Consider the following 19972-nt stretch of genomic DNA (forward strand, 5'->3'; position numbering starts at 1 on the left):
TGATATGAAAAATCGGAAGAATGTAGATTAGAAAATGAATAATTCAGATATTCACATGGTCTATGTACTTCTTGATGGCATAGGAGATCTGCCTCATCCAGATCTGAAAGGTTTTACGCCACTTAGTTATGCAAAAACTCCGAATCTTGACAGACTTGCGAGAAATGGTACAATAGGCGAAGTGATATCAGTCGGAAAAGGTATAGCTCCTCAGTCAGATATTGCAGTTTTTAACATGTTAGGATACAGATTTGAAAACACACAGTATGTAGGAAGAGGAGTAATTGAAGCAATAGGAGTGGGAATTGATTTTAAAAATGGCGACCTTGCATTACGAGGAAACTTTGCCACAGTAAATGATGAAAGGGTAATCACAGATAGAAGAGCAGGAAGAAAGATAGAGAAAGAAGATGCGCTTGCAATAGCACAAGAGATAGAACAAAAACTCAAGTTTTCAGATCCAAAGGCATCAGTAGTAGTATCTCCAACAATAGGACACAGAGTGATTGTAAGAATAAGATGTGATGGAGTAGTTTTAACACCAGATATCAGCAACACAGACCCGGCTTACGCAAGAATAGATGGCATGGGAGTTGCCAAAGCAGTAGGAGATTTCATGACAATAGAAAAATCACTTCCATTAAACGAATCAGATGGCGCCAGATTATCAGCATCACTTGTAAATGAATTCACAGACAAGTCTCTTCAAATAATGAAGGAAAGCAATACAAATCAAAATAGAAAAAACCAAGGAAAAAAAATGTTAAATTCCATCTTGCTACGTGATGCAGGAAACAAATTTCCAGATGTTGTTCCAATAAACACACTACATCAAATGCAATTTTCATGCATAGTGGATATGCCAGTAGAGATAGGAATTGCAAATGTACTAAAAATGAAATCATTTAGTGCAGGGGGTCTTACAGACTATGAAGAAAAGGCACGTGTTGCTGCAAAAGCGATGGAAACACAGAATGCCATATACGTACATATCAAAGGACCAGACGAATTTGGTCATGACGGAGATGCAATAGGGAAAATGCAAAACATAGAAGAAATTGACAAGAGATTTTTTGGAACACTGCTTGACAACATAGATACATCAAAAGTTGCAGTAGTAGTATCAGGGGATCATTCCACACCATGCATAAACAAAAGTCATAGTGATGACCCAGTACCAGTTCTTGTTTCAGGAGACATGGTAAAAAAAGATGGTACTACCAGGTTTACGGAAGAACAGGCAAAGAAGGGCAAGATGGGCCTGCTAATGGGAGCAGACGTAATAAAATCATCAGTAAAAATTATCAAATCTTAATCAATTCTATGCGCTTAGAAGATATCATGTTCATGACAGATTTCCTGAATTTATCAACATCTATCCCATGATACAGACCTGATGCCCTTGTAAATTTCTCCATAGACCTATTCAAAATAGATATGCAGATATCATTTTCATATTTTTGATAATGTACTAATGCTGCTGCAACAAGAATTATTCCCTGAACTAGATCTTTTTCTCCCTCGTGAGTTTTTTTCCAAACACTTTCAAGAACTTCATGACATTCCCAGTATCGTTCATCATTGAAATACTTCTTTGCATTTTCCAGTGCTTTTTCTTTCTCAATATGTTCTTCAATCAAATGCCTTGCATCATAAAGAGATCCAATTGACTTGAACTTTTGAACGACCAAGTCAAGATCCTCTTTTTTTACAGATACATCAAATTCAAGATATTTTGTTGAAACCCTCATGTCTCTGACAATTACATCCATGTCAACAGTCAACTGGTCAGCTTGTTGCAGGAGTATCTTCGCATCAGATGGAATATAACCTGAATTTATCAGGTGAATCATGAACCTATCCACAAACTTGTGACATAATGATTTCTTAAATTGTTATCTGGAAGCCGTTAAGATTTATATGAACTAATAAAAGGACTTTGATTACATGTCAATGATTGAGATTACAAGAGATGTAAAAAATCCCCTATTGTCAAGAAGGGAAATTACATGTAATTTCAAAGGTCTTTCAGGAAGACTCAAGAAAATGGAAGCAGCTGACATGATTTCTAAACAATTCAACCTAGAAGGAAAAATAATAATCCCAGTACTTTTGAAAAATGAAAATGGTAGACCAGTAGTTTCAGGAAGTTTTTATGTTTATGATGATGAAAAACTTGCCAAAGAACATCTCAAGGCTGCAGTGTTTGCACGAATTGAAAAAGCAAAAGGCGCTGCATCAAAAGCAGATGGCGAGGCACCAGCAGAACAAGCAGAGACACCAAAGGAAGAGAGTAAGTAATGGCAGGCAAAAAAGGTTCCAGCCCATCAGTATACAAATATTATAAAGTTTCAGGAGACAAAGCTGAAAAAGTAAGAAGAGAATGCTCACGATGTGGTAAAGGAGTATTCATGTCAAGCCATAAAAACAGAAGAAGTTGTGGCAAGTGTGGATTCACAGAATTTAATCAATAATCAATATAGTCTCTTTTTCCTAAGACGAGAAGTTTTTTGCTCAATTTGATCAATTTTGTGCAATAATATTGGATCAACTGTAGTTTTTGCAATTATTTCAGCAGGAATCTTTGCAATGTTGGTGTCAATTGCTATGTTTGTCACAGGAAGCTTCTTTTCTATCCACAATTTCATCACCTTATCCTCAAGCTTGTAATCTCGGAACCCCTCAGGAAATTTTTTTGTAATATGCAATAACAAGGTTTTATCATCAAAGACTGCTCTTGGCTCAGACAATCTAGTAGAATCAGAATAACTGCTTTCAAAAAGATTACCACTTAGTTCATCAGATACAATATCCATTTTTGATATTCTTCGAATTAACTCCAAATAGTGTAGAAATTCATGTGCCAGTATAGCGTGAATTGTTCCTTTCAGTCCATAGGCCACAAGTGGTGCAGTTATCTGGATTATAATATTGAGTTTATCATTAGTAATAACAGGAATTGTCCTTGCAAACAATATTCCATAATCAAAAGAGCCTGCAGATGAAGAAGTGACAACAACTGAAGGCTCTACATATGCTATTGGAAAATTTATTCCTGATGCCTTTTCTATTCTCTGAATTCCTTCCAAAATCAGATCAAATCTTTTTACTATTAAAGAATGAATTTTGTCTGGAATCAGCCCATTTCTTGTAGCTTCGTGCACTTTGAGTAAAGGATCCAATCAACAAGATTGAATTTGACTATAATAAAAGCGTGACACAGAATGGAAAATTCTACAGGATGTTCAAGAATGGAAAAATTTCTAAAGCAATTTTGCACAATAAAGCAAGAAATTCATTTAACGAGTATTATTTTATGAAAATCAAACGTTGTGCAATGACATGAGTTTTCAAGAAGAGTGCTAATATTTGGTTCAACGTTAGGTCCTGAAACAAGCCTCTTTATCGGTATTCCTCCATCTAATTCAACAAGGACAACAAATGATCTATTAAGTATTTTTTTTACCTCAACATCATAGATTTTTTTCTGATTTTTCCAAGAGTTTTCATCTATTGATATAGGCATGTTCTGCAGACTTTTTAATACATTCAAAGAATCAGGATGAAGATCTTTTTCAGTAGAAATTTCAAGCAACACAGTTGCTCTGAATTTGATTTGATCTGTAGGAATTCTAGATATAGGTTTTAGATTAAGAATTGAAATATTGTCTAATTTGATCTTTTTTTGCAGATGAATTTTTCGTTTATGAGGATTTATCATCTTGACAAAAAACGGCCTTCCATTTCCGAGTACCATACTAGAATCATCTTCGCTTCCTATCCAAGTTATTTTGGCTTGCTGCGCACCAAATTTTTCAAATAAAAATTTAGCAATTTGACCTTCTACACTATTAAACTCAGATATACCATGAAAGTCACATGCAAAACAACCTTTTCCATCACACCTATTACAAGAGTCTTGTTTTTGCGGAATTCCCCGATTATTTTTTGTATATTTTCCTTCCAATACAATAGATTTAGGCTTTATATCATATTGATCTTTTTTGAAATCAATTGTAAATACAATGTCAGGATTTTGATAATCAACCTTAGTCCTAGTTCTTTTTCCAAACTGTTTTCCCAATTCTCTTGTGATATCACTTTTTATTCCTGCAATTCCTTTGAGTTTGAATTTTGAACGTATTGTGTCATCTCTATCAAGAATAGAAGGTTGCAATATAGCACCAATTAGAAAGGTTGAAAATTCATACTCTTTAGACATGTCAAGCATTTTTTGTACAAATACATCAATCTCAAGCATCAGGTTTTTGCATAAATAACATGATTTTGGTCTACTTTGCTTTATCATCGTTCGAATTTTTTTCCCCAGAGTGTCATATGAAACAAGACCTAACTTGCTTGCAAACATCCTTCCAATGCAATAATCACATAGTCTATACTCTCTTAGAATTTGCTTTGTTTCTTCAATTGCTTGATCCAATGTATTTTCTTTCAATTACTGACAAGATTACATCAGGTGTTTTAATTCTAATCATGCACAACCTACCAAGGATATAGTTGTCTAGAAGTTTCTTTATCTGAAACACTTATGGCTTTTGTAGGACATGTCTGAGCAGCATCAAGTATTGTTTCAGAATGGGCCCCTTGCTCATCAATCACTTTTGATTTAGGATTGACCTTGACATTTTTTTCCACTCTAAACACAGATGGAGCTATAGTTTCACAACTACAGCAAGCTATACACTTTCCTGGATCAACTTTTACAGAGATATCAATGTCTTTTTCAACACGTATGGGTTCATTTTCTACTCTAGTTCCAGACCGAATCTTTTCATAATATTCCCAAAAAGTCCGTTCATATTGTTTCCAAAAATCTTGATATTCATTTTCTGCGTACTTTGTATACCTAGTCCAATCTTCGCTTGATGATCTGTCAGATTGTTTAGCCCCCCAGAAATTAGGTTCTGAAAAACCAGTTTTTTTCGAATGATTGTGTTTTTCAGTTGTGGTCGATATTGCTTTTTTATATTCAGCACGAAGTATTTGGTATGCCTCAGTAACTAGTTTAAACTGCGTACTTTCTTGATCTGATGAATTCTTATCAGGATGAAATTTTAACGCCAGCCTTCTATACGATGCCTTTACATCCTTGATTGATGCTCCTTCTTGGAGACCAAGTACTTGATAGCACTGATAAGTATTCAAGATGTTTTATCATATACAATACAAGATATTTAGATACAACGCCCTAAGGGATGTAATTATCCAAGCCCCATTTTGCGAAGCATACCCTGCATTTGTCTTCCCTTAGATGCTTTCATCATGGTTTTTGAATTTTTATATGCTTTGAGTAATTCTTTTACCTCATGTTCTGGCCATCCAGAACCTCGTGCAATTCTTTTTACCCTAGACGCATTTATCAAATCAGGATCAGATTTTTCATCTTTTGTCATAGATTGTATTATGTACCTCCATTTCTCCATCCGTTGTTCTTGCTGCTCCACCTGATCTTCTTTTACCATTCCAGAGAATCCGGGCATATTTTCTAAAATATTGCGTAATCCTCCCGCTTTTGTTGCTTCTTCAATTTGGAAATAGAAATCTTCCATATTCATTTTTCCATGAGATATCCTCTTGAGCCTGTCTTCATTTCCTTCTGTCTCCAATCTTTTTGCCATGTCAAGAAGTGCTTGAATATCTCCCATCCCTAGCATCCTTCCAACAAATCTTGTAGGAGAGAATTTTTCAAGATCATCTATCCTTTCGCCTGTTCCAATGTACATTATTTGAGCTCCTGTTGCGGCTGCTGCAGCAAGTGCACCTCCACCTTTCGCACTGCTGTCCAATTTTGTAATTATTATTCCTCCCACAGGAACAGTCTTGTGAAATGCCTCTGCCTGATTGTAACATTGTTGACCTATCGTTCCATCTATTATCAACAACGCAAGATCCGGATCTGCAACTTTTCCTATTCTTGTCATTTCATCAAGAAGGTCCTTTTCTTCCTTGTGTCTTCCAGCGGTATCAATTAGTATAATATCAAAAGATTGTCCCTCAAAGTGTTTCAATCCATTTTTTACAATTTCAGGAGAATCCTTGTTCCCTTCCTCTCCGTACACTTCAACATTTGTTTTCTCACACATTGTTTTTAGTTGTGTAAGAGCACCCGGCCTATAGGTATCAGCTCCAATTACTGCAACCCTATATCCTTGTCTAGTGAGCAACTTGGCAAGCTTTGAAGTTACAGTAGTTTTTCCACTACCCTGAATACCAAGCATAAGTACCTTGTTTACTTTTCCAGGTTGAAACACATACTGCTCTTCAGTACCCAATAATTTTGCAAGTTCATCATACAAGATTTTCACAATGTGATCCTTTCTGGATAGCCCCGGCGGCGGTGTTTCCTTAAGAGAGCGTTCTTCAAGATTTTTCGTAATTTGAAAGACGAGTTTCACATTCACATCAGATTGTAATAATGCGCGTTGAATATCCTTAGAAAGTTCCTTAATTAGAGATTCATCAACCGCAGATGAGTTTACTATTTTCTTTAATGCGGCTCGTAGCCCAGTCTTTAATCCATCTAACATATGTTTTCTAAAACGGCCTCGGTTATTTCAAATCTTCCTCTGTAGCCATCCCATGTCTTGTTTGCCCTTAGTATTTTGATCGGAGATTTGAATAGCGGACAGTCTATTACAAAAGTTTCTGCCTCCCCACCTTCAAATGTTAGATTAAAACCATATTTTGAAGACAGTTTTTCAAGTGTAGATATATCGTTACAAGTTATTTCTTTCCCTAACCAAGAGTCATCAAGCCCAGCAGAAGATACACTGACTATAATAAATTTGAAATTGTGTGCCAATAATTCTTTTAGATAATTTTTTTGATCAACATGCCACAAGGGAGATATCACTTCCAAAGATAGATCATTTCCCAATTTTTCAAAATGTTTTCTCTGATAATCACTGAACAATCCCCCATGCACTACACCTTCTATACCAAAATCTTTAATTGCTTTTTCAAGAAGACTGTGAAGTTGACTTTTTTCAGATTCAACATCAGATGCATGAGATAACAGTTGCGGTATATTCATGGTCTTTGCTTGTAGTGATGTCAAGTCAATATTGGGGTAATGCAGTAGATGACTTTCCTCAGATACAGGAGATATAGAAATAAGACATGCAATATCATGTCCTTGATTTTTAGCCTTGTAAACTGCATAAGTGCTATCTTTTCCACCTGAAAATAATGATGCTACCTTCAATTCATTTACAGAGTATACGCAATCAATTAATTTTTTTCCAAAGATGTCACGCGTTTATAACAATCAGCGCACAACGCCAGATGTTCTTTAAGGGTAAGTTCCACATTAGAAGAGAGGCATACATGGCAGAGTCCTTTCATATTTTATTTATCAAACATGTTACGTATAACTAATTCTACCATGAAAATCCAAGGATGCTTCAATACTCATAATCCTCATCATGACGTCAGTTGGCTTTTCTCGTCATCATCAGCATCCAAGCTTAACTCTTTATTCTTACTATAATAGTTCTATCCATTACTTTCCAGTATTCAACATCTACACCCTGTACAACTTTGTCCTGAATTTCATCTTCAATTTGTTGTGCATCAAACACCTCAAATGATTCAGAATCCATGATTTGTACACTAGTAGGAGTTTTTGAAATCACAGAACCTACTCTTTTATCAATGAGTGGAACTTGTACTTGGGCACTTACTGGTGAAACATGCGAATATTTTTTCTTGTCAAATATTCCAACACCGACAATTCTTGCTTTGGCAGCTCCGTGTTTACCTGGCTTGCTAGTATCATATTCTACAATTTTGCACGGTTCTTCATTTGGACCTCCCACTGGGAGTAATATGTAAGAGCCGATCTTTAATGCACCAAGTTCTGATGGTTTGCTCATCACCAAAACAGAATTTAGATGAGTATATAACTTTTCTATTGTATTTAGAATTCTAAATTATCACATTGTAGAGATGAAAGATCCTATTTGATGCGCTCTATCACAGACAAGTTAAGAAGAGTATTCATTCCAATTCCTTTTCTTTGTATCTCTTTTCTTGTCTTCTCACAGTATTTGTGATCAGCTTGGTGTTTGTTATCACTCGTAACCTCAAGAACTATCAAATTTCCTTCATATGGAAAAGTGAATTTTTGAATTTGTGTAGTTGACAACGTAAGATCCCCCATCTCTGCCCTTCTAACCCTACTACGTTTTGCAATAATAAATCCAAGTTCAGATAAATCAGATATTGTATCGCCATATTCTAGATAATAAATTGACACCAGATTGAGATTATCGTTTGTAAATCTCTCAAATAATTCATCATTTGTAGTAAACACAAAAGTAGGAGTCTCATGACTACATTTTTCGACTTGGCTCATTATTTGTGAACGATCTTTAAACCTTGCAAGAAGATACGTGTTTGAGTGTGATGGAAAATATGCTCTACCATCCTCAGAAAATGTCGCAGTTACAAAATACATGTCATCTACAAAATCAGATTTTTTGAAATTATCCCTTAACAATGTAAAATCAGTATTTTGCACATAAGGAATGCAGACATATCCTCCTTTGGCAAGATCCTCGGACACAGTATCCAAACTTGTTTATCCTGTTTATATGTAGTTTGATCAGATCAAAAATTTAGTATTCAGATCCAAATTTTTTTAAAAAATCCAGTCATCGATAGTTATTTAATACGAAAAAACCGCGTGAGAAACAGTCCCACGCTAGCTCAGCCTGGTAGAGCTTCCGGCTGTAGTGGTTGGCCATCGGCTAACTGTCATCAGCCTATCAGGCTTACAGAAACCGGGTTGTCGCAGGTTCAAATCCTGCGCGTGGGACCATCATAAACTTCAAAAAGTCTCGTATTCAAATACAAGAAGGCATGTCAGAGGATAAGAATTGGTCAACGTTAGACGAAGTTGATCAAAAAATAATAAACATCTTAAACAAAAATGCCAGAACACCTTCTAAAGAGATTGCAATAGAATTAAGAAATTCTGGCGTAGATGTATCAGATAGAACTATTCGAAAAAGAATTGAGAGATTAGAAAAAAATGGCATCATCAAAGGATACAAAGCAGTACTGAGTGGCGTATCATCCAATGATCAATTTGAAGCACTATTTCTAAAGCTCAAGATAACCCGCTCCATGGACAACATAGTAGAAGCTATAAAAAACTACGTCAAAACACTGCCAAATTATCTTTTTGTTGCAACTGTTGATGGGGATTGGAATATGATAGTAGTTATGAGAATGGAAGGAACTGAGAAAAATCCATCTGCAAGAATTGTAGAAAAATTTTCAGATCAAATAATTGATTACAAGATGAATGGAATTCAAATCAAAGATGTAAACCTACTCAATATGTCCTTACTACTTCTTACATAATTTCAGACAATCTTGCTGCATCTAATGCATTCTTCAGTTCATTTATGGAAAATGGTTTTTGGACAAATGCAGCAGAGCCAAATCCAATAGTCTTTCTGACACGCGGTGTTGATTTTTCATCAGCAGTTATCAATATTACCGAAATATCAGGTTTTGATTCTAGTAGTTTCTTTGCTACTACATCACCTTTTACATCAGGAAGATCCATATCAAGCAACACAATCGGGTTTTGTTTTAACTTTATGAGTTTAGAAACTAGAGATATTGCCGATTTTCCGTCCCCCACTGTTTGTATTTCGCTACATCCCAGCTGTTGGAGAAAATTCTCAACCCTCAACAAGATTGCAGGACTGTCATCCACTACAACAATAGGTCTTTTTTCATCAGCTATTTCCGACGTGTGTTTTTTTGCTTCCTCATATGCTTTCATTGCATCATCGTATCGTCCTATCCTGAGCAAACATCTAGCAGCACATTGATATGCATAGTTTGAATTCTTACCATCCTTTTTTGCAAGTTTAAGATAAAAATCTGCAGCATGTGATAGCTCATCCTTTTTTTCTTTTCCTTGTCTTGACTTGCATTCAGCAGCCAGAATAAGATACAGTCCAGCTTTATAGCTATTATTTTTCATCTCTTTTTGAGCAAGATCCATGAACATGTTACGTGCTGTAGTATTTTGGTCATTTTTCATATAAGTACATGCGAGATCAAATTTCTCCAGATCTTTTTCCATGATTAAGGTAGTACATGATCGAGTATAATATTTTGCTTATGTAAGAAGAGAAAACTCTTGACTTGAGCTAAGAAAAGAGTAGATAATACATGTATTATAAACAAAAACAGAATAGCAATAGAGTGAGTAAAGAAGATCCAAATGTAGGCATTTCCCAACCTCCTGTTAACATATTATTTAGTCCTCTAGATGTTTCAAAGAAAGACGTATGGAGCATAGACGTAATACGCATTTTAGACATACTTATCAAAATTCTCAGTCAGACAGACAAGAAAGATCTCAGAGTAGCAGGAATTGCAGCCCTATCTTCTGCCATGATACACAGAATGAAAGTTGAGAGCATTTTCGCTTTACAAAAGGCAGCCATGGAAAAGAAACCTCTCACACAGAGAGAAGATGTAGACATTGAAGTGATAAACATGCCATATAGGCACGAATCCACATACCCAGTTACACTTGATGAACTATTATCAGTATTAGAAAATCTCATAGGCACAATAGCAAATCCTCGCTCAAGTAGAAGACAGTTAGAATTTGAGCCTGTCCAGGCACCAAATTTTGATGATTATTTCATTTCACTTGAGAAGATAATAGGTCAGTATGAGGAATTGATAGTAAACAAGATAAAGGCTGCAGGATATGGTTCGTTTAAGAACATAGTAGCAGAGCTTGAATTAATAGATGTCATAAGATGCTTTTTTGCTATTTTATTTCTGGCAAGAGACATGAAAGTAGATCTAGAGCAAACAGAAGATGACATCATAGTATCTCTGATAAAATAGAAATTTACAATCAGATCAATACAAAGTAGGAATTTCATTTAAGTATACTACAACCTACACTTGTGCATACATGGGCAAGATAGATGATGATGATGCCATAGCAAGATTGGAGGCTGCCTTGTACTCTGCAGGAAGGCCTTTGACCATAGAGGAATTGATAAAGGCATCTGGAACAGAATCAAGAACCAAAACATTGACATTGATGACAAATCTTGTAAAAAAGACCAAATCGGTGTTCAAGGCAATAGAAGTAGCAAGCTTGCCTGATGGCTCGTATGTATTCCAGTTAAAACCAGAATTTAACACAGTGATAAGAAAATATGCGTCAAAACCACTTTTGCCAACGGCTACACTAAAGACTTTGTCATATATCGCATACATGCAACCAATCTCCTCAAAGAGACTGGTAGAGGTAAGAGGATCAGGAGTGTATATGCATCTGAAATTACTACAGCAACTGGACTATATCGAACATCAAAATGTTGGAAGATTAAAGATATACAACACTACCGAAAAGTTCCAAAAATATTTTGGTATTCAGGGAGACAAGGATCTTCTCAAACAGAAATTATTTACAAAAGTAAGAGTCCCTAGCCAGGCTACAGAACAACCACCGCAGCCAGATCCTGAACCCATGGCTCAAACAAGTCAAGGATAAGACAAGACCATTTCTAGACTGTAAATGGTATAAATTAGAGATACTTTATCGAATCAACATGAAAAAGTCTGTGGAAAATCTTGCAACAAGTAAGATTACAGGTGGTAGAAGATACCCTCTCAGATCAAGACGAAAGTACGAAATTGACAGATATTCTGTAGAAGCCGTACCAGGAGAGCAGGTAACAATCACACGAAAGACAAGAGGAGGAAATAAAAAAACATCCCTTAAAACCACAGACATTGTAAACTTGACAGTTCCAGGTTCTAAAGTAAAAAAATTAAAGATTCTCAAAGTCTTGAAAAATCCATCAAACAAGGACTATGAAAGACGTGGAGTAATATCAAAAGGCGCAATCTTGGAGACAGAAGCTGGCCAATGCAAAGTAATCTCAAGACCAGGTCAAGATGGCGTAGTAAATGCTATTTTGATAAAGTGATACCATGAAAGATTACGAACATGTCGTAGTCTGGCTTGATTATTTTAACAAAAACATACCAAAAAAAATGGGAAGAAGAGTTTCTCGCGAGAAAAGCATCTTTGATCCTTCTTTGAACGAATTAATTGATGCAGCAAAGGCAGCAGGCCTAGAACCTACAGAGACAAATGATCAAGCAAGATTTCCAAGAAGGCCCTATGTAAGATCAGGGTATATCGCAGTGGCCAAGTCCAAACCTAAAACAAAAATCATTTCGGTAATATCTGAGAAAATGGTTGCAAAAAGAGCCAAACAATCAAAGTAAATATCGTTTATAGCTTGCAGCTAAAGTAATTTTGACAGAACTCTATTGATAACAGTATTTTGTTGAAGATTCAATTGCAGGAGGTAGGCGAAGTATTGCATCTAGCGAGTAGCGGTAGAGTCATCATTAGACTCACAAAGCATCTACGAGATAACCAGATACTAGTGGACAGTTCTGGTGTCAAAGTCGCCAAAGTATCAGAAATGATAGGTCCTATTGATGCACCATATGCTTCAGCAGTTCCGCTTACCAACAATATCAAAAAACAGATAGGAAAGAAGGTTTTCATCGTTGAAGAAACTCCTGTGATGAGACCAAAAAGATTCAAAGGAAATAGAAGAAGATGACCATAGTAGAATTACAGACAAATTGCCCAGAATGTCGTTCTAGTTTGATTGACGACTTTCATAATGGCGAAAAGATTTGTTCTGGCTGCGGATTGGTCGCAATGGAACAGATGCCAGATTACGGAATTGAATCAAGAGCAACAAATCCTGAAGAAAAAATGAAGTTGACAAGAGCATCCGGGCAGACAAGTTATGCACAACATGACTTGGGAATAAGAACAGAGATTGCCATGGGAACAAAAGACTTCAGTGGAAGAACCATATCAAACGATGTTGCAAATCAGATGTACAATCTGAGAAAATGGCAGACCAGAATAAGGGTTGCATCTCCAGAAGAGCGAAGACTAGCAAATATTTTGGCAAAGATTGGAGAAACGTGCAATGCACTAGCATTGCCTAGAAATGTAACTGAATCAGCATCAATGATATACAGAAACTTCCAAGGACAGGCAGACGCAAAGGGTAAATCAGTTGCATGCATGTCAGCAGCAACAATATACATGGCATGCAAACAATGTGATGTAGTACGATCCCTTGATGAGATTTGTGCTGCAACAGGAAGTTCAAAAGAAGACAAGCTCAATGTCAAATTGACAGCAAAATATTACAGAACACTTGTGATGGAACTTGGTTCCAAAACAGCACCTACCGTAACTCTTGAGAAATACATATCAAAAATAGCAAATCTGGCAAAACTTGAAGTCCGTGTAGAGAGACTTGCTGCCGAAATTGCAGAAAAGACATCTGATCATAGCCTTGCAGACGGAAAGGCTCCAAATGGATTGGCTGCTGCATACCTGTACATAGCATCAACGCTTCTTGGACAAAGTATCCTCCAAAGAGACGTCTCAAGTGTAGCAGGGATAACAGAGGTCACCATAAGAAACAGATGCAAGGAAATTCTCACAGCATACAAGATCAAAGTTACATTACGACAATCAGTAGTAAAGAACTAACCCCCCTTTCTTCTTATTTTTATCATGTATAACAAAAATAACTTTAGTTTGTCATGGCTATTTTTGTCAAGTATTTCAACTTTGACAACGAAAGACATGACATATGGTGCTGCCTAAAAGTCTCCTTGAAGCAGGTCTTACATATTCTCTGTATAGCCTTTCTACAGTGACTACACCAGAGATATTTTACAAGATCCCCTCCACAGAATCTACAACTTTCATCCGGCATTATACATCATAATACAATATCAAATCAAAGTTTTTAACAAAATGCAAATAGATCCAGTATCATTCATAGAACTATTCAGATTTCATAATCCATGTTAGAACAATATTTACTATATACCGTACATCATAATAAAAAGAAAAAGAAGAGATATCCTTTTACGGATATGACCATATTTGCTGGCCGTTGTATTTAATTTCCGAGATGCCCTTTTTGTCCAGTTCTTGTACTGCACTAGGTAGTGGAACATACAAGAGTTTTTCAGCATACTTTTGTCCGTCAGTCACAAACCAATACAGCATATGAACAAAGTCATGTGCTTTTTGTGCATCCATTCCTTTGAGTTGCTCAAGGTTTGGATTTACCAACAAGTATGTGAATGTCGCAATTGGATATGCGTTTGGTCCTGGTGCATCATTTATGGAAACGTTGCTCCAAATTCCGTCTGCTGTTGGTAGTGATGATATCACACCAGATGCTGCTGCGGCAGTGGTAGACACTGTAGCATCAAGAAATGCAGTCTTGTCGTGATTCTGAATATATGCATATGTCATTGGTATGCCAGATGCCAATTTATTGGTCTTGGCGTATGCCAATTCAACATAACCTATTGACTCAGGAACCTTCTTCACTATTGCTGCAACACCAGCATTGCCAGATCCTCCCATACCAGTAGGCCATGGAACAGATGTTCCTTTTCCTATCTTTCCATTCCAATCGGTACTGACTTGTGAGAGATAGCTAGTAAAGGCAAAGGTTGTACCAGAACCGTCAGATCTATGAACAGTTATGATTTTATTCCTGTCAGCCTTCAATGCTTTTGCAATGTTTGGATCAGTCTGAAGTTTTACAATAGCATTATCATGCCAGTAAATAATTTCACCGGAAAAGATTTTTGCTATTACATCTCCAGTCAGTTTCAATCCATTTTGTTGAACTCCTTGGAGATTGTATACAACAACTATCGCACCCATTGATTCTGGAATGTGTAGTGTTCCCTTGGGAGCTTTTGCAATATCACTACTTTGTAGTGGTGCATCAGTTCCTGCAAAGTCTACTTTCTTTGTTGTGTACAATTTGATTCCAGCTCCACTTCCTATAGCTTGGTAGTTCAGCGAAATTCCAGGATACTGTTTTGTGTATTCAACTCTCCATTTGTCAATTATAGGATACGCAAAAGTTGATCCAGCTCCATTGAATTTGTATTTGTCACTGTCACCAGGTGCTGCAGGCGTAGAGTCTGCATGTGCACTAAGAGCAGTTGTCGGTACTATTAGGACTAACATTAATGTTAATCCCAATAAGATCTTTTTTGTCATCAAGCAAATATGAGACACTTGTTTATTTACAGATAATCGGTATAGATCATGTAAATAGCTGTACATTATGATATCATATGATACCATATAGAAATACAATAGTGTAATTTACAATAGAATTTTTATTTTGTGAATAGATCGTAAATTAGACAAAATAATATTACTAAATTTTATTATTTAAAAAAAGAAGAAAGAGTTTAGAATTTTGGACTAAATCTCAATCCTGTTCTGTATGAGATTGCAATTATAGACATGATTGCAATTGCAAGCACTATAATTGAGATCGGGCCAAATTCCGGTACGGCTCCACCATTGAATGTGATTTTAGCAAGTCCATCCTCGTCAATCTTTTTGATTGTATCAGGGAGTGGAACATACAGCAAACCAGAAGCATATTGTTGCCCATCGTGTATGATATAGTTGAGGAAATTTATCACCTCATTGGCTTTGTCCTGTGTCTCTCCATTGACTGTGCTTAGATCTTTGTATACCATAACATATGTCAATGTAGATATAGGATAGGAGTTGTTCCCAGGCTGGTTCACAATAGATACTTGGCTCCAGTCACCATCTGCTGCTGGCAAGTTTCCACTTGCTGCTGCAGCGTCTGCAGACACTGAATCTATCGTTGGTTCTACAAAGGAAGTCCCATCAGCATTTTGAACAAAGGCATATGTCATCTTGTTTTGAAATGCATATGCAAGTTCTATGTATCCTACAGCATATTGGGTTGTTTTGACGATGGTGGCAACACCAGCATTTCCGGAACCTCCAGTACCTATAGGCCATGGGACTGTTTTTCCTTGACCTACTTTGGTTTTCCAGTCAGGACTGATTTTGGATAGGTAATCCGTGAAAGCGTATGTAGTTCCAGAACCATCAGATCTGTGTGCAACAACTATCTTTTGATCAGGTAGATTTACACCAGGATTTAGGTTAGCAATCTCAGGATCATTCCATGACGTAATGCTTCCCATAAAGATCTTGGCAATAACAGGACCTGTCAATTTTAGACCCTTATCTACTCCCGGAATATTATAGGCAATAGTTATTCCTCCTATTGATTCAGGGATGGTCAATACGCCAGGTGCATTTGCTGCATCAGAGGCAGACAATGGAGCATCGGATGCTGCAAAGTCAACACTCTTTTGTTGCAAAAGTTTGATTCCTGCACCGCTACCAATTGATTGATAGTTGAGGTTGATGTTCTGATGTATCTTATTGTACTCGACTCTCCATGTATCCATCAATGGAAACACGAAAGTTGAGCCTGCTCCAGTGAGCGTATAAGATTGGCTGTTTGTTTGTGCACTTGCATTCAATGATGCAGCTGGCACTATTAGGAGTAGCATGAACGCTAATCCCAAAATGACTTTGGTTGTCATATAGTCATTGAAAAAAATATCTTATTTACCCGTGGCCATAATAGTTTCCATACAAGTACAAAATCTATATAGATTCCAAATAACAAAAAACTATTTCAAAAATAATTTATCGGTATGCTCTTGCCCCAGTAACAATATAATTTACAGAGTCACCTACAAATGCAGCATGATCTGCCATTCGCTCCATGTATCTTAAAACAAGTGCATCAGCTAACGCACATTTCACGTTACTGAGTGTGATCAGTTTTGGCAAGTGTTTGTTATAGTATTTATCAACAAGATCTTCATCAGTTCTCAATTCTTTTGCTTTTTCAAGATCAAGTTTTGCAAAACATTCTACAGCAAGTTGTACCATTTGTTTTATTTCTCCAGACAATGTGTACACTACTTCATTTTTACAGTCAGACAAATCTCCAAAAGTTTCTCTAACCATGGATATATCATATGCATATCGACTTAATCTAGTAAATCCATATGATATCTCAAGTGAAGAGCGTATCAATCTAAAATCACTAGCAACTGGTTGATAGCGGAGAATCATATCAAATGTAAGTTCCCCTACTTTGTCATAAAGATCCATCATCTTACTTGAGAGTTCATGTACCTCTTTTCTTGCATTTTGTCCTCCCAAGTACGAATCAATTGCCAAATTAGTACAAGTAATAGAAAGATCGCACATTTGTTTCATCATCTCTGATAGATTTGCCAAATGAGGATCTATTAGGCGAGTCATCTTATCCAAACTGACCCTGAACATATTTAGCAGTTATTTCATTTCTAGGATTTTCAAAGATCTGTTTTGTCTCTCCAAATTCAACCAAATCACCCAGATACATAAAACCAGTATAATCAGAAACTCGTGTAGCTTGTTGCATATTATGAGTAACGATGATAATCGTATACTCTTTTTTTAATTCTTGTATCATTTCTTCAATTTTTTGAGTTGCAATAGGATCAAGTGCAGACGCGGGTTCATCCATGAGTAATACCTCAGGTTGAATGGCAAGTGCCCTAGCAATGCAAAGTCTCTGCTGTTGTCCTCCAGATAGGCTCATTCCTGGTTTTTTCAAGTCTCCTTTGACTTCATCCCATAGAGATGCCATCTTGAGACATCCTTCTACTACTTCATCGAGAATTTTTCTATCTTTAACACCATTGAGTTTGAGGCCACATGCAACATTATCATATATTGACATGGTAGGAAACGGATTTGGTTTTTGAAATACCATTCCTATTTTTCTCCTATTAATTATAGGATCAATTTTGTTAGAGTAGAGATCTTCTCCATCAAGCAAAACTTTGCCTGTCAAGGATGCATTTTTGGTAAGCTCATGCATTCTGTTAAGACATCTAAGAAATGTTGTTTTTCCACATCCTGAAGGCCCAATAAGCGCAGTAACAGCCTTGTCCCGGAATTTCATAGAGACATTCTTTACGGCTGTAATGCCATCATAGCTTGCAACAATATTTTCTGCCACCAGTTTGTACTTTACATCTCCGGTGTTTTCCCTTATTGGAACTTTGGTGATTGTTTCCATCATGATATAGCTCCCAACTTTCTGAACTTTATTCTAGTCTTTTCTTTTTTTCTTAACACCATATAACGTACACCAATATTTATGGAAAGGACAAGTATTATCAAAACAAATGCAGCTCCCCATCCTTGTGTAACTGCGCTATCATATGGAAGCGAAGATAATCTCCAAATTCTAAGAGGAAGTGCATCAACAGGTCCATCCAAACCCTCTAGAAATTGGCTGCTTCCAAGAATTGTAAATACAAGAGGTGCTGTTTCACCAGCTATTCTTGCAACAGAGAGCAAGATTCCTGTTACAAGCCCATTTTTTGCACTGCTTAGTACTATGGTAAAGACCACCCGATATCTTCGAATCCCTAATGCATATCCAGCTTCACGATAAGTAACAGGAACTAGTTTTAATGATTCTTCAGTTGTTCTCATTATTATTGGTAGCATCACAATAGACAAGGCAAAAGATCCAGCCCAGACTGAAAAGTTTCCTACTGTCAGTACAATCAGAACAAAGGTAAAGACACCAATAACAATAGTTGGAAATTCTGCAAGAACATCGTTGAAAAACCTAATCATTCGTCCATACTTGTTATTACCATATTCAGAGAGAAATATTCCGCCCATTATACCAACAGGTACTCCAATAAGACTAGACAATCCAATTAACACAATAGTACCCTGTATTGCAGGCCCTATTCCACCAGGATCATCACTACCTACAGCTCCTGGTATCTGAGTAAGAAACTCCCAAGATAATGCAGATGAACCATTTGTAAAGACATTGACTAGTATAGCAACAAGTGGGACAATTGCAACTACAACGCATGCAAAGACTGCACCTTTGATGATTTTATCAAGAATTATTCGTCTTTTAACATTGTAACGAAAATGAGTTCTAAATTCTGCACGCTGTTCAGGAGTTATCATGCCAATACTGCCCCCTCATGAGATTTGACTACTTTGGCAACAAGAAGATGTGCTACCATGTTTATGACAAATGCCATAATGAAAAGAATCAGACCTATTCCAATCAGAGCTGCCAGATGAAGTCCACCTTGAGATGCTTCTGCAAATTCATTTGCCATTATACTTGCTAGCGTTTGACCAGGTTGAAACAAAGAAGACGGGAATGCGGCAGCTCCTGTTGCATTACCAATCAACATTGTTACTGCCATTGTTTCCCCTACAGCTCTTCCAAGACCCAGAATTGTTGCACCAATTAATCCAGATTTAGAATAAGGCAAGACTGCAATTCTAAAAGCCTCCCATTTTGTAGCACCAAGCATATAGGCTGCTTCACGTTGACTGTTTGGAACAGCCATCATGATCTCTTTTGAAACAGATGCAATTGTAGGAATAATCATTATAGCCAAAACAATGCTTGCCGTAAGAATATCCAGTCCAAATGGAGTTCCAGCAAATATTATGCTGTTATCTCCAAAAATATTGTGCAGTGGAACTTCGATCCAATCTCGTACATATGTTCTAAACACAAGCAGCCCCCATAAACCATATACAACACTGGGGACAGCAGCCAAAAGTTCTATAATCATTGCAAGCGGAGTGCGCAGCAATCTAGGAGAAAGCTCAGAAAGAAACATTGCAATTCCAAAACTCAATGGTATTGCTATCAACATTGCAATTCCTGCATTAACCAGAGTTCCCATGATATACGGTGCAGCTCCGTATGACTCCCTACCTTCAACAGAATTCCAGTCAGAGCCAGTGAGAAAGGATATTCCTTCCTGTTGCCACACCTGTACAGAACCAGTAGTCAAATTAATTACAATCATGACAATTATTGCAAGGACGTAGGTTGCTGCTGCAATTGCCACATATTTGAAAATCTTATCAGTATGAACAGATCCTTTCTTCATAGTAACTGCAAGCATGTAAGAT

At 36.8% G+C, this 19972-nt stretch carries 25 protein-coding genes and 1 tRNA gene; 11 read left to right on the forward strand and 15 right to left on the reverse strand.

Annotated features, from left to right (window positions below; all coding sequences use genetic code 11):
- The first annotated feature begins 34 nt into the window (after positions 1 to 34).
- A complete protein-coding gene (locus tag NSIN_RS08920) occupies positions 35 to 1315 on the forward strand; it encodes an alkaline phosphatase family protein (RefSeq protein WP_218192583.1) in 1281 nt (426 codons plus the stop codon).
- On the opposite strand, the gene NSIN_RS08925 is transcribed toward NSIN_RS08920, so the two are convergent.
- On the reverse strand, positions 1305 to 1853 hold the full coding sequence (locus NSIN_RS08925; RefSeq protein WP_101010882.1) for a DUF309 domain-containing protein: 549 nt from the start codon (positions 1851 to 1853) through the stop codon (positions 1305 to 1307). The two genes, NSIN_RS08920 and NSIN_RS08925, sit on opposite strands and share 11 nt — an antisense overlap.
- Before the next feature lie 94 nt (positions 1854 to 1947).
- Between NSIN_RS08925 and NSIN_RS08930 the strand changes: the two genes are divergently transcribed.
- Positions 1948 to 2301: a hypothetical protein gene (locus NSIN_RS08930; RefSeq protein ID WP_101010883.1), complete on the forward strand. Its 354-nt coding sequence runs from the start codon at positions 1948 to 1950 to the stop codon at positions 2299 to 2301.
- Complete coding sequence (locus NSIN_RS08935) at positions 2301 to 2474, forward strand: 30S ribosomal protein S27ae (RefSeq protein ID WP_101010884.1); 174 nt, start codon at positions 2301 to 2303, stop codon at positions 2472 to 2474. The genes NSIN_RS08930 and NSIN_RS08935 overlap by 1 nt, the downstream gene beginning before the upstream one ends.
- On the opposite strand, the gene NSIN_RS08940 is transcribed toward NSIN_RS08935, so the two are convergent.
- The 7 genes from NSIN_RS08940 to NSIN_RS08970 all read right to left on the reverse strand — a co-directional run bounded on the left by NSIN_RS08940 (position 2475) and on the right by NSIN_RS08970 (position 8596).
- Positions 2475 to 3182: a hypothetical protein gene (locus tag NSIN_RS08940; RefSeq protein WP_101010885.1), complete on the reverse strand. Its 708-nt coding sequence runs from the start codon at positions 3180 to 3182 to the stop codon at positions 2475 to 2477.
- A gap of 113 nt (positions 3183 to 3295) precedes the next feature.
- A complete protein-coding gene (locus tag NSIN_RS08945) occupies positions 3296 to 4456 on the reverse strand; it encodes a tRNA pseudouridine(54/55) synthase Pus10 (protein WP_101010886.1) in 1161 nt (386 codons plus the stop codon).
- A 47-nt stretch (positions 4457 to 4503) separates the two neighbouring features.
- Positions 4504 to 5166, reverse strand: coding sequence for a J domain-containing protein (locus tag NSIN_RS08950; protein WP_101010887.1), 663 nt, complete (start codon positions 5164 to 5166; stop codon positions 4504 to 4506).
- Positions 5167 to 5222: 56 nt separating this feature from the next.
- The gene (locus NSIN_RS08955) at positions 5223 to 6548 is read right to left on the reverse strand and encodes a signal recognition particle receptor subunit alpha (protein WP_101010888.1); all 1326 of its coding nucleotides are present in this window, start codon (positions 6546 to 6548) and stop codon (positions 5223 to 5225) included.
- Positions 6542 to 7225: a diphthine--ammonia ligase gene (locus NSIN_RS08960; RefSeq protein WP_101010889.1), complete on the reverse strand. Its 684-nt coding sequence runs from the start codon at positions 7223 to 7225 to the stop codon at positions 6542 to 6544. The genes NSIN_RS08955 and NSIN_RS08960 overlap by 7 nt, the downstream gene beginning before the upstream one ends.
- Before the next feature lie 262 nt (positions 7226 to 7487).
- The gene (locus tag NSIN_RS08965; protein WP_101010890.1) at positions 7488 to 7895 is read right to left on the reverse strand and encodes a translation initiation factor IF-5A; all 408 of its coding nucleotides are present in this window, start codon (positions 7893 to 7895) and stop codon (positions 7488 to 7490) included.
- 83 nt (positions 7896 to 7978) lie between these two features.
- Complete coding sequence (locus NSIN_RS08970) at positions 7979 to 8596, reverse strand: hypothetical protein (RefSeq protein ID WP_101010891.1); 618 nt, start codon at positions 8594 to 8596, stop codon at positions 7979 to 7981.
- Between the two features lie 123 nt (positions 8597 to 8719).
- Here NSIN_RS08970 and NSIN_RS08975 point away from each other — a divergent pair.
- Positions 8720 to 8842: transfer RNA gene (locus NSIN_RS08975), tRNA-Tyr, on the forward strand.
- Between the two features lie 41 nt (positions 8843 to 8883).
- Entirely contained in the window at positions 8884 to 9390 is a 507-nt protein-coding gene (locus NSIN_RS08980) for an Lrp/AsnC family transcriptional regulator (protein ID WP_101010892.1), read from the forward strand.
- Here NSIN_RS08980 and NSIN_RS08985 read toward each other — a convergent pair.
- Complete coding sequence (locus NSIN_RS08985; RefSeq protein ID WP_101010893.1) at positions 9383 to 10126, reverse strand: response regulator; 744 nt, start codon at positions 10124 to 10126, stop codon at positions 9383 to 9385. The genes NSIN_RS08980 and NSIN_RS08985 overlap by 8 nt on opposite strands.
- Before the next feature lie 122 nt (positions 10127 to 10248).
- On the opposite strand from NSIN_RS08985, the gene NSIN_RS08990 reads away from it, so the two are divergent.
- The 6 genes from NSIN_RS08990 (at position 10249) to NSIN_RS09015 (ending at position 13612) form a co-directional block, all read left to right on the forward strand.
- A complete protein-coding gene (locus NSIN_RS08990; protein ID WP_245871959.1) occupies positions 10249 to 10908 on the forward strand; it encodes a chromosome segregation protein ScpA in 660 nt (219 codons plus the stop codon).
- 70 nt (positions 10909 to 10978) lie between these two features.
- Entirely contained in the window at positions 10979 to 11566 is a 588-nt protein-coding gene (gene scpB, locus NSIN_RS08995) for an SMC-Scp complex subunit ScpB (protein ID WP_101010895.1), read from the forward strand.
- A 58-nt stretch (positions 11567 to 11624) separates the two neighbouring features.
- Entirely contained in the window at positions 11625 to 12005 is a 381-nt protein-coding gene (locus NSIN_RS09000; protein ID WP_101010896.1) for a 30S ribosomal protein S8e, read from the forward strand.
- A 4-nt stretch (positions 12006 to 12009) separates the two neighbouring features.
- Positions 12010 to 12309, forward strand: coding sequence for a signal recognition particle subunit SRP19/SEC65 family protein (locus NSIN_RS09005; RefSeq protein WP_101010897.1), 300 nt, complete (start codon positions 12010 to 12012; stop codon positions 12307 to 12309).
- A gap of 95 nt (positions 12310 to 12404) precedes the next feature.
- Positions 12405 to 12656, forward strand: a complete 252-nt coding sequence (locus NSIN_RS09010; RefSeq protein WP_245871960.1) for an H/ACA ribonucleoprotein complex subunit GAR1 — start codon at positions 12405 to 12407, stop codon at positions 12654 to 12656.
- Complete coding sequence (locus NSIN_RS09015; protein WP_101010898.1) at positions 12653 to 13612, forward strand: transcription initiation factor IIB; 960 nt, start codon at positions 12653 to 12655, stop codon at positions 13610 to 13612. The genes NSIN_RS09010 and NSIN_RS09015 overlap by 4 nt, the downstream gene beginning before the upstream one ends.
- A 384-nt stretch (positions 13613 to 13996) precedes the next feature.
- On the opposite strand, the gene pstS (NSIN_RS09020) is transcribed toward NSIN_RS09015, so the two are convergent.
- The 6 genes from pstS (NSIN_RS09020) to pstC all read right to left on the reverse strand — a co-directional run bounded on the left by pstS (NSIN_RS09020) (position 13997) and on the right by pstC (position 19965).
- Positions 13997 to 15157 (reverse strand): phosphate ABC transporter substrate-binding protein PstS, encoded by a 1161-nt coding sequence (pstS, locus tag NSIN_RS09020; protein WP_165775302.1) that lies wholly within the window; start codon positions 15155 to 15157, stop codon positions 13997 to 13999.
- 197 nt (positions 15158 to 15354) lie between these two features.
- Complete coding sequence (gene pstS, locus NSIN_RS09025; protein WP_245871961.1) at positions 15355 to 16509, reverse strand: phosphate ABC transporter substrate-binding protein PstS; 1155 nt, start codon at positions 16507 to 16509, stop codon at positions 15355 to 15357.
- Positions 16510 to 16648: 139 nt separating this feature from the next.
- Positions 16649 to 17275, reverse strand: a complete 627-nt coding sequence (locus NSIN_RS09030; protein WP_101010958.1) for a phosphate signaling complex PhoU family protein — start codon at positions 17273 to 17275, stop codon at positions 16649 to 16651.
- Position 17276: 1 nt separating this feature from the next.
- Positions 17277 to 18083: a phosphate ABC transporter ATP-binding protein PstB gene (pstB, locus tag NSIN_RS09035; RefSeq protein WP_165775303.1), complete on the reverse strand. Its 807-nt coding sequence runs from the start codon at positions 18081 to 18083 to the stop codon at positions 17277 to 17279.
- Complete coding sequence (gene pstA / locus NSIN_RS09040; protein WP_101010901.1) at positions 18080 to 19000, reverse strand: phosphate ABC transporter permease PstA; 921 nt, start codon at positions 18998 to 19000, stop codon at positions 18080 to 18082. Before pstA ends, pstB begins: the two co-directional genes overlap by 4 nt.
- Entirely contained in the window at positions 18997 to 19965 is a 969-nt protein-coding gene (pstC, locus tag NSIN_RS09045) for a phosphate ABC transporter permease subunit PstC (RefSeq protein ID WP_101010902.1), read from the reverse strand. The genes pstA and pstC overlap by 4 nt, the downstream gene beginning before the upstream one ends.
- Between the last annotated feature and the right edge of the window lie 7 nt (positions 19966 to 19972).

This window comes from Candidatus Nitrosotalea sinensis (assembly GCF_900143675.1).
GTDB lineage: Archaea > Thermoproteota > Nitrososphaeria > Nitrososphaerales > Nitrosopumilaceae > Nitrosotalea > Nitrosotalea sinensis.

Bases quoted from the DNA above. Each gene is read 5' to 3' on its own strand.
- NSIN_RS08920 (WP_218192583.1), top strand. From the start codon at position 35: ATGAATAATTCAGATATTCACATGGTCTATGTACTTCTTGATGGCATA.
- NSIN_RS08925 (WP_101010882.1), bottom strand. From the start codon at position 1,853: ATGATTCACCTGATAAATTCAGGTTATATTCCATCTGATGCGAAGATA.
- NSIN_RS08930 (WP_101010883.1), top strand. From the start codon at position 1,948: ATGTCAATGATTGAGATTACAAGAGATGTAAAAAATCCCCTATTGTCA.
- NSIN_RS08935 (WP_101010884.1), top strand. From the start codon at position 2,301: ATGGCAGGCAAAAAAGGTTCCAGCCCATCAGTATACAAATATTATAAA.
- NSIN_RS08955 (WP_101010888.1), bottom strand. From the start codon at position 6,548: ATGTTAGATGGATTAAAGACTGGGCTACGAGCCGCATTAAAGAAAATA.
- NSIN_RS08965 (WP_101010890.1), bottom strand. From the start codon at position 7,895: ATGAGCAAACCATCAGAACTTGGTGCATTAAAGATCGGCTCTTACATA.
- NSIN_RS08980 (WP_101010892.1), top strand. From the start codon at position 8,884: ATGTCAGAGGATAAGAATTGGTCAACGTTAGACGAAGTTGATCAAAAA.
- NSIN_RS08985 (WP_101010893.1), bottom strand. From the start codon at position 10,126: ATGGAAAAAGATCTGGAGAAATTTGATCTCGCATGTACTTATATGAAA.
- scpB (WP_101010895.1), top strand. From the start codon at position 10,979: ATGGGCAAGATAGATGATGATGATGCCATAGCAAGATTGGAGGCTGCC.
- NSIN_RS09000 (WP_101010896.1), top strand. From the start codon at position 11,625: ATGAAAAAGTCTGTGGAAAATCTTGCAACAAGTAAGATTACAGGTGGT.
- NSIN_RS09005 (WP_101010897.1), top strand. From the start codon at position 12,010: ATGAAAGATTACGAACATGTCGTAGTCTGGCTTGATTATTTTAACAAA.
- NSIN_RS09015 (WP_101010898.1), top strand. From the start codon at position 12,653: ATGACCATAGTAGAATTACAGACAAATTGCCCAGAATGTCGTTCTAGT.
- pstS (WP_165775302.1), bottom strand. From the start codon at position 15,157: ATGACAAAAAAGATCTTATTGGGATTAACATTAATGTTAGTCCTAATA.
- pstS (WP_245871961.1), bottom strand. From the start codon at position 16,509: ATGCTACTCCTAATAGTGCCAGCTGCATCATTGAATGCAAGTGCACAA.
- NSIN_RS09030 (WP_101010958.1), bottom strand. From the start codon at position 17,275: ATGACTCGCCTAATAGATCCTCATTTGGCAAATCTATCAGAGATGATG.
- pstB (WP_165775303.1), bottom strand. From the start codon at position 18,083: ATGATGGAAACAATCACCAAAGTTCCAATAAGGGAAAACACCGGAGAT.
- pstA (WP_101010901.1), bottom strand. From the start codon at position 19,000: ATGATAACTCCTGAACAGCGTGCAGAATTTAGAACTCATTTTCGTTAC.
- pstC (WP_101010902.1), bottom strand. From the start codon at position 19,965: ATGCTTGCAGTTACTATGAAGAAAGGATCTGTTCATACTGATAAGATT.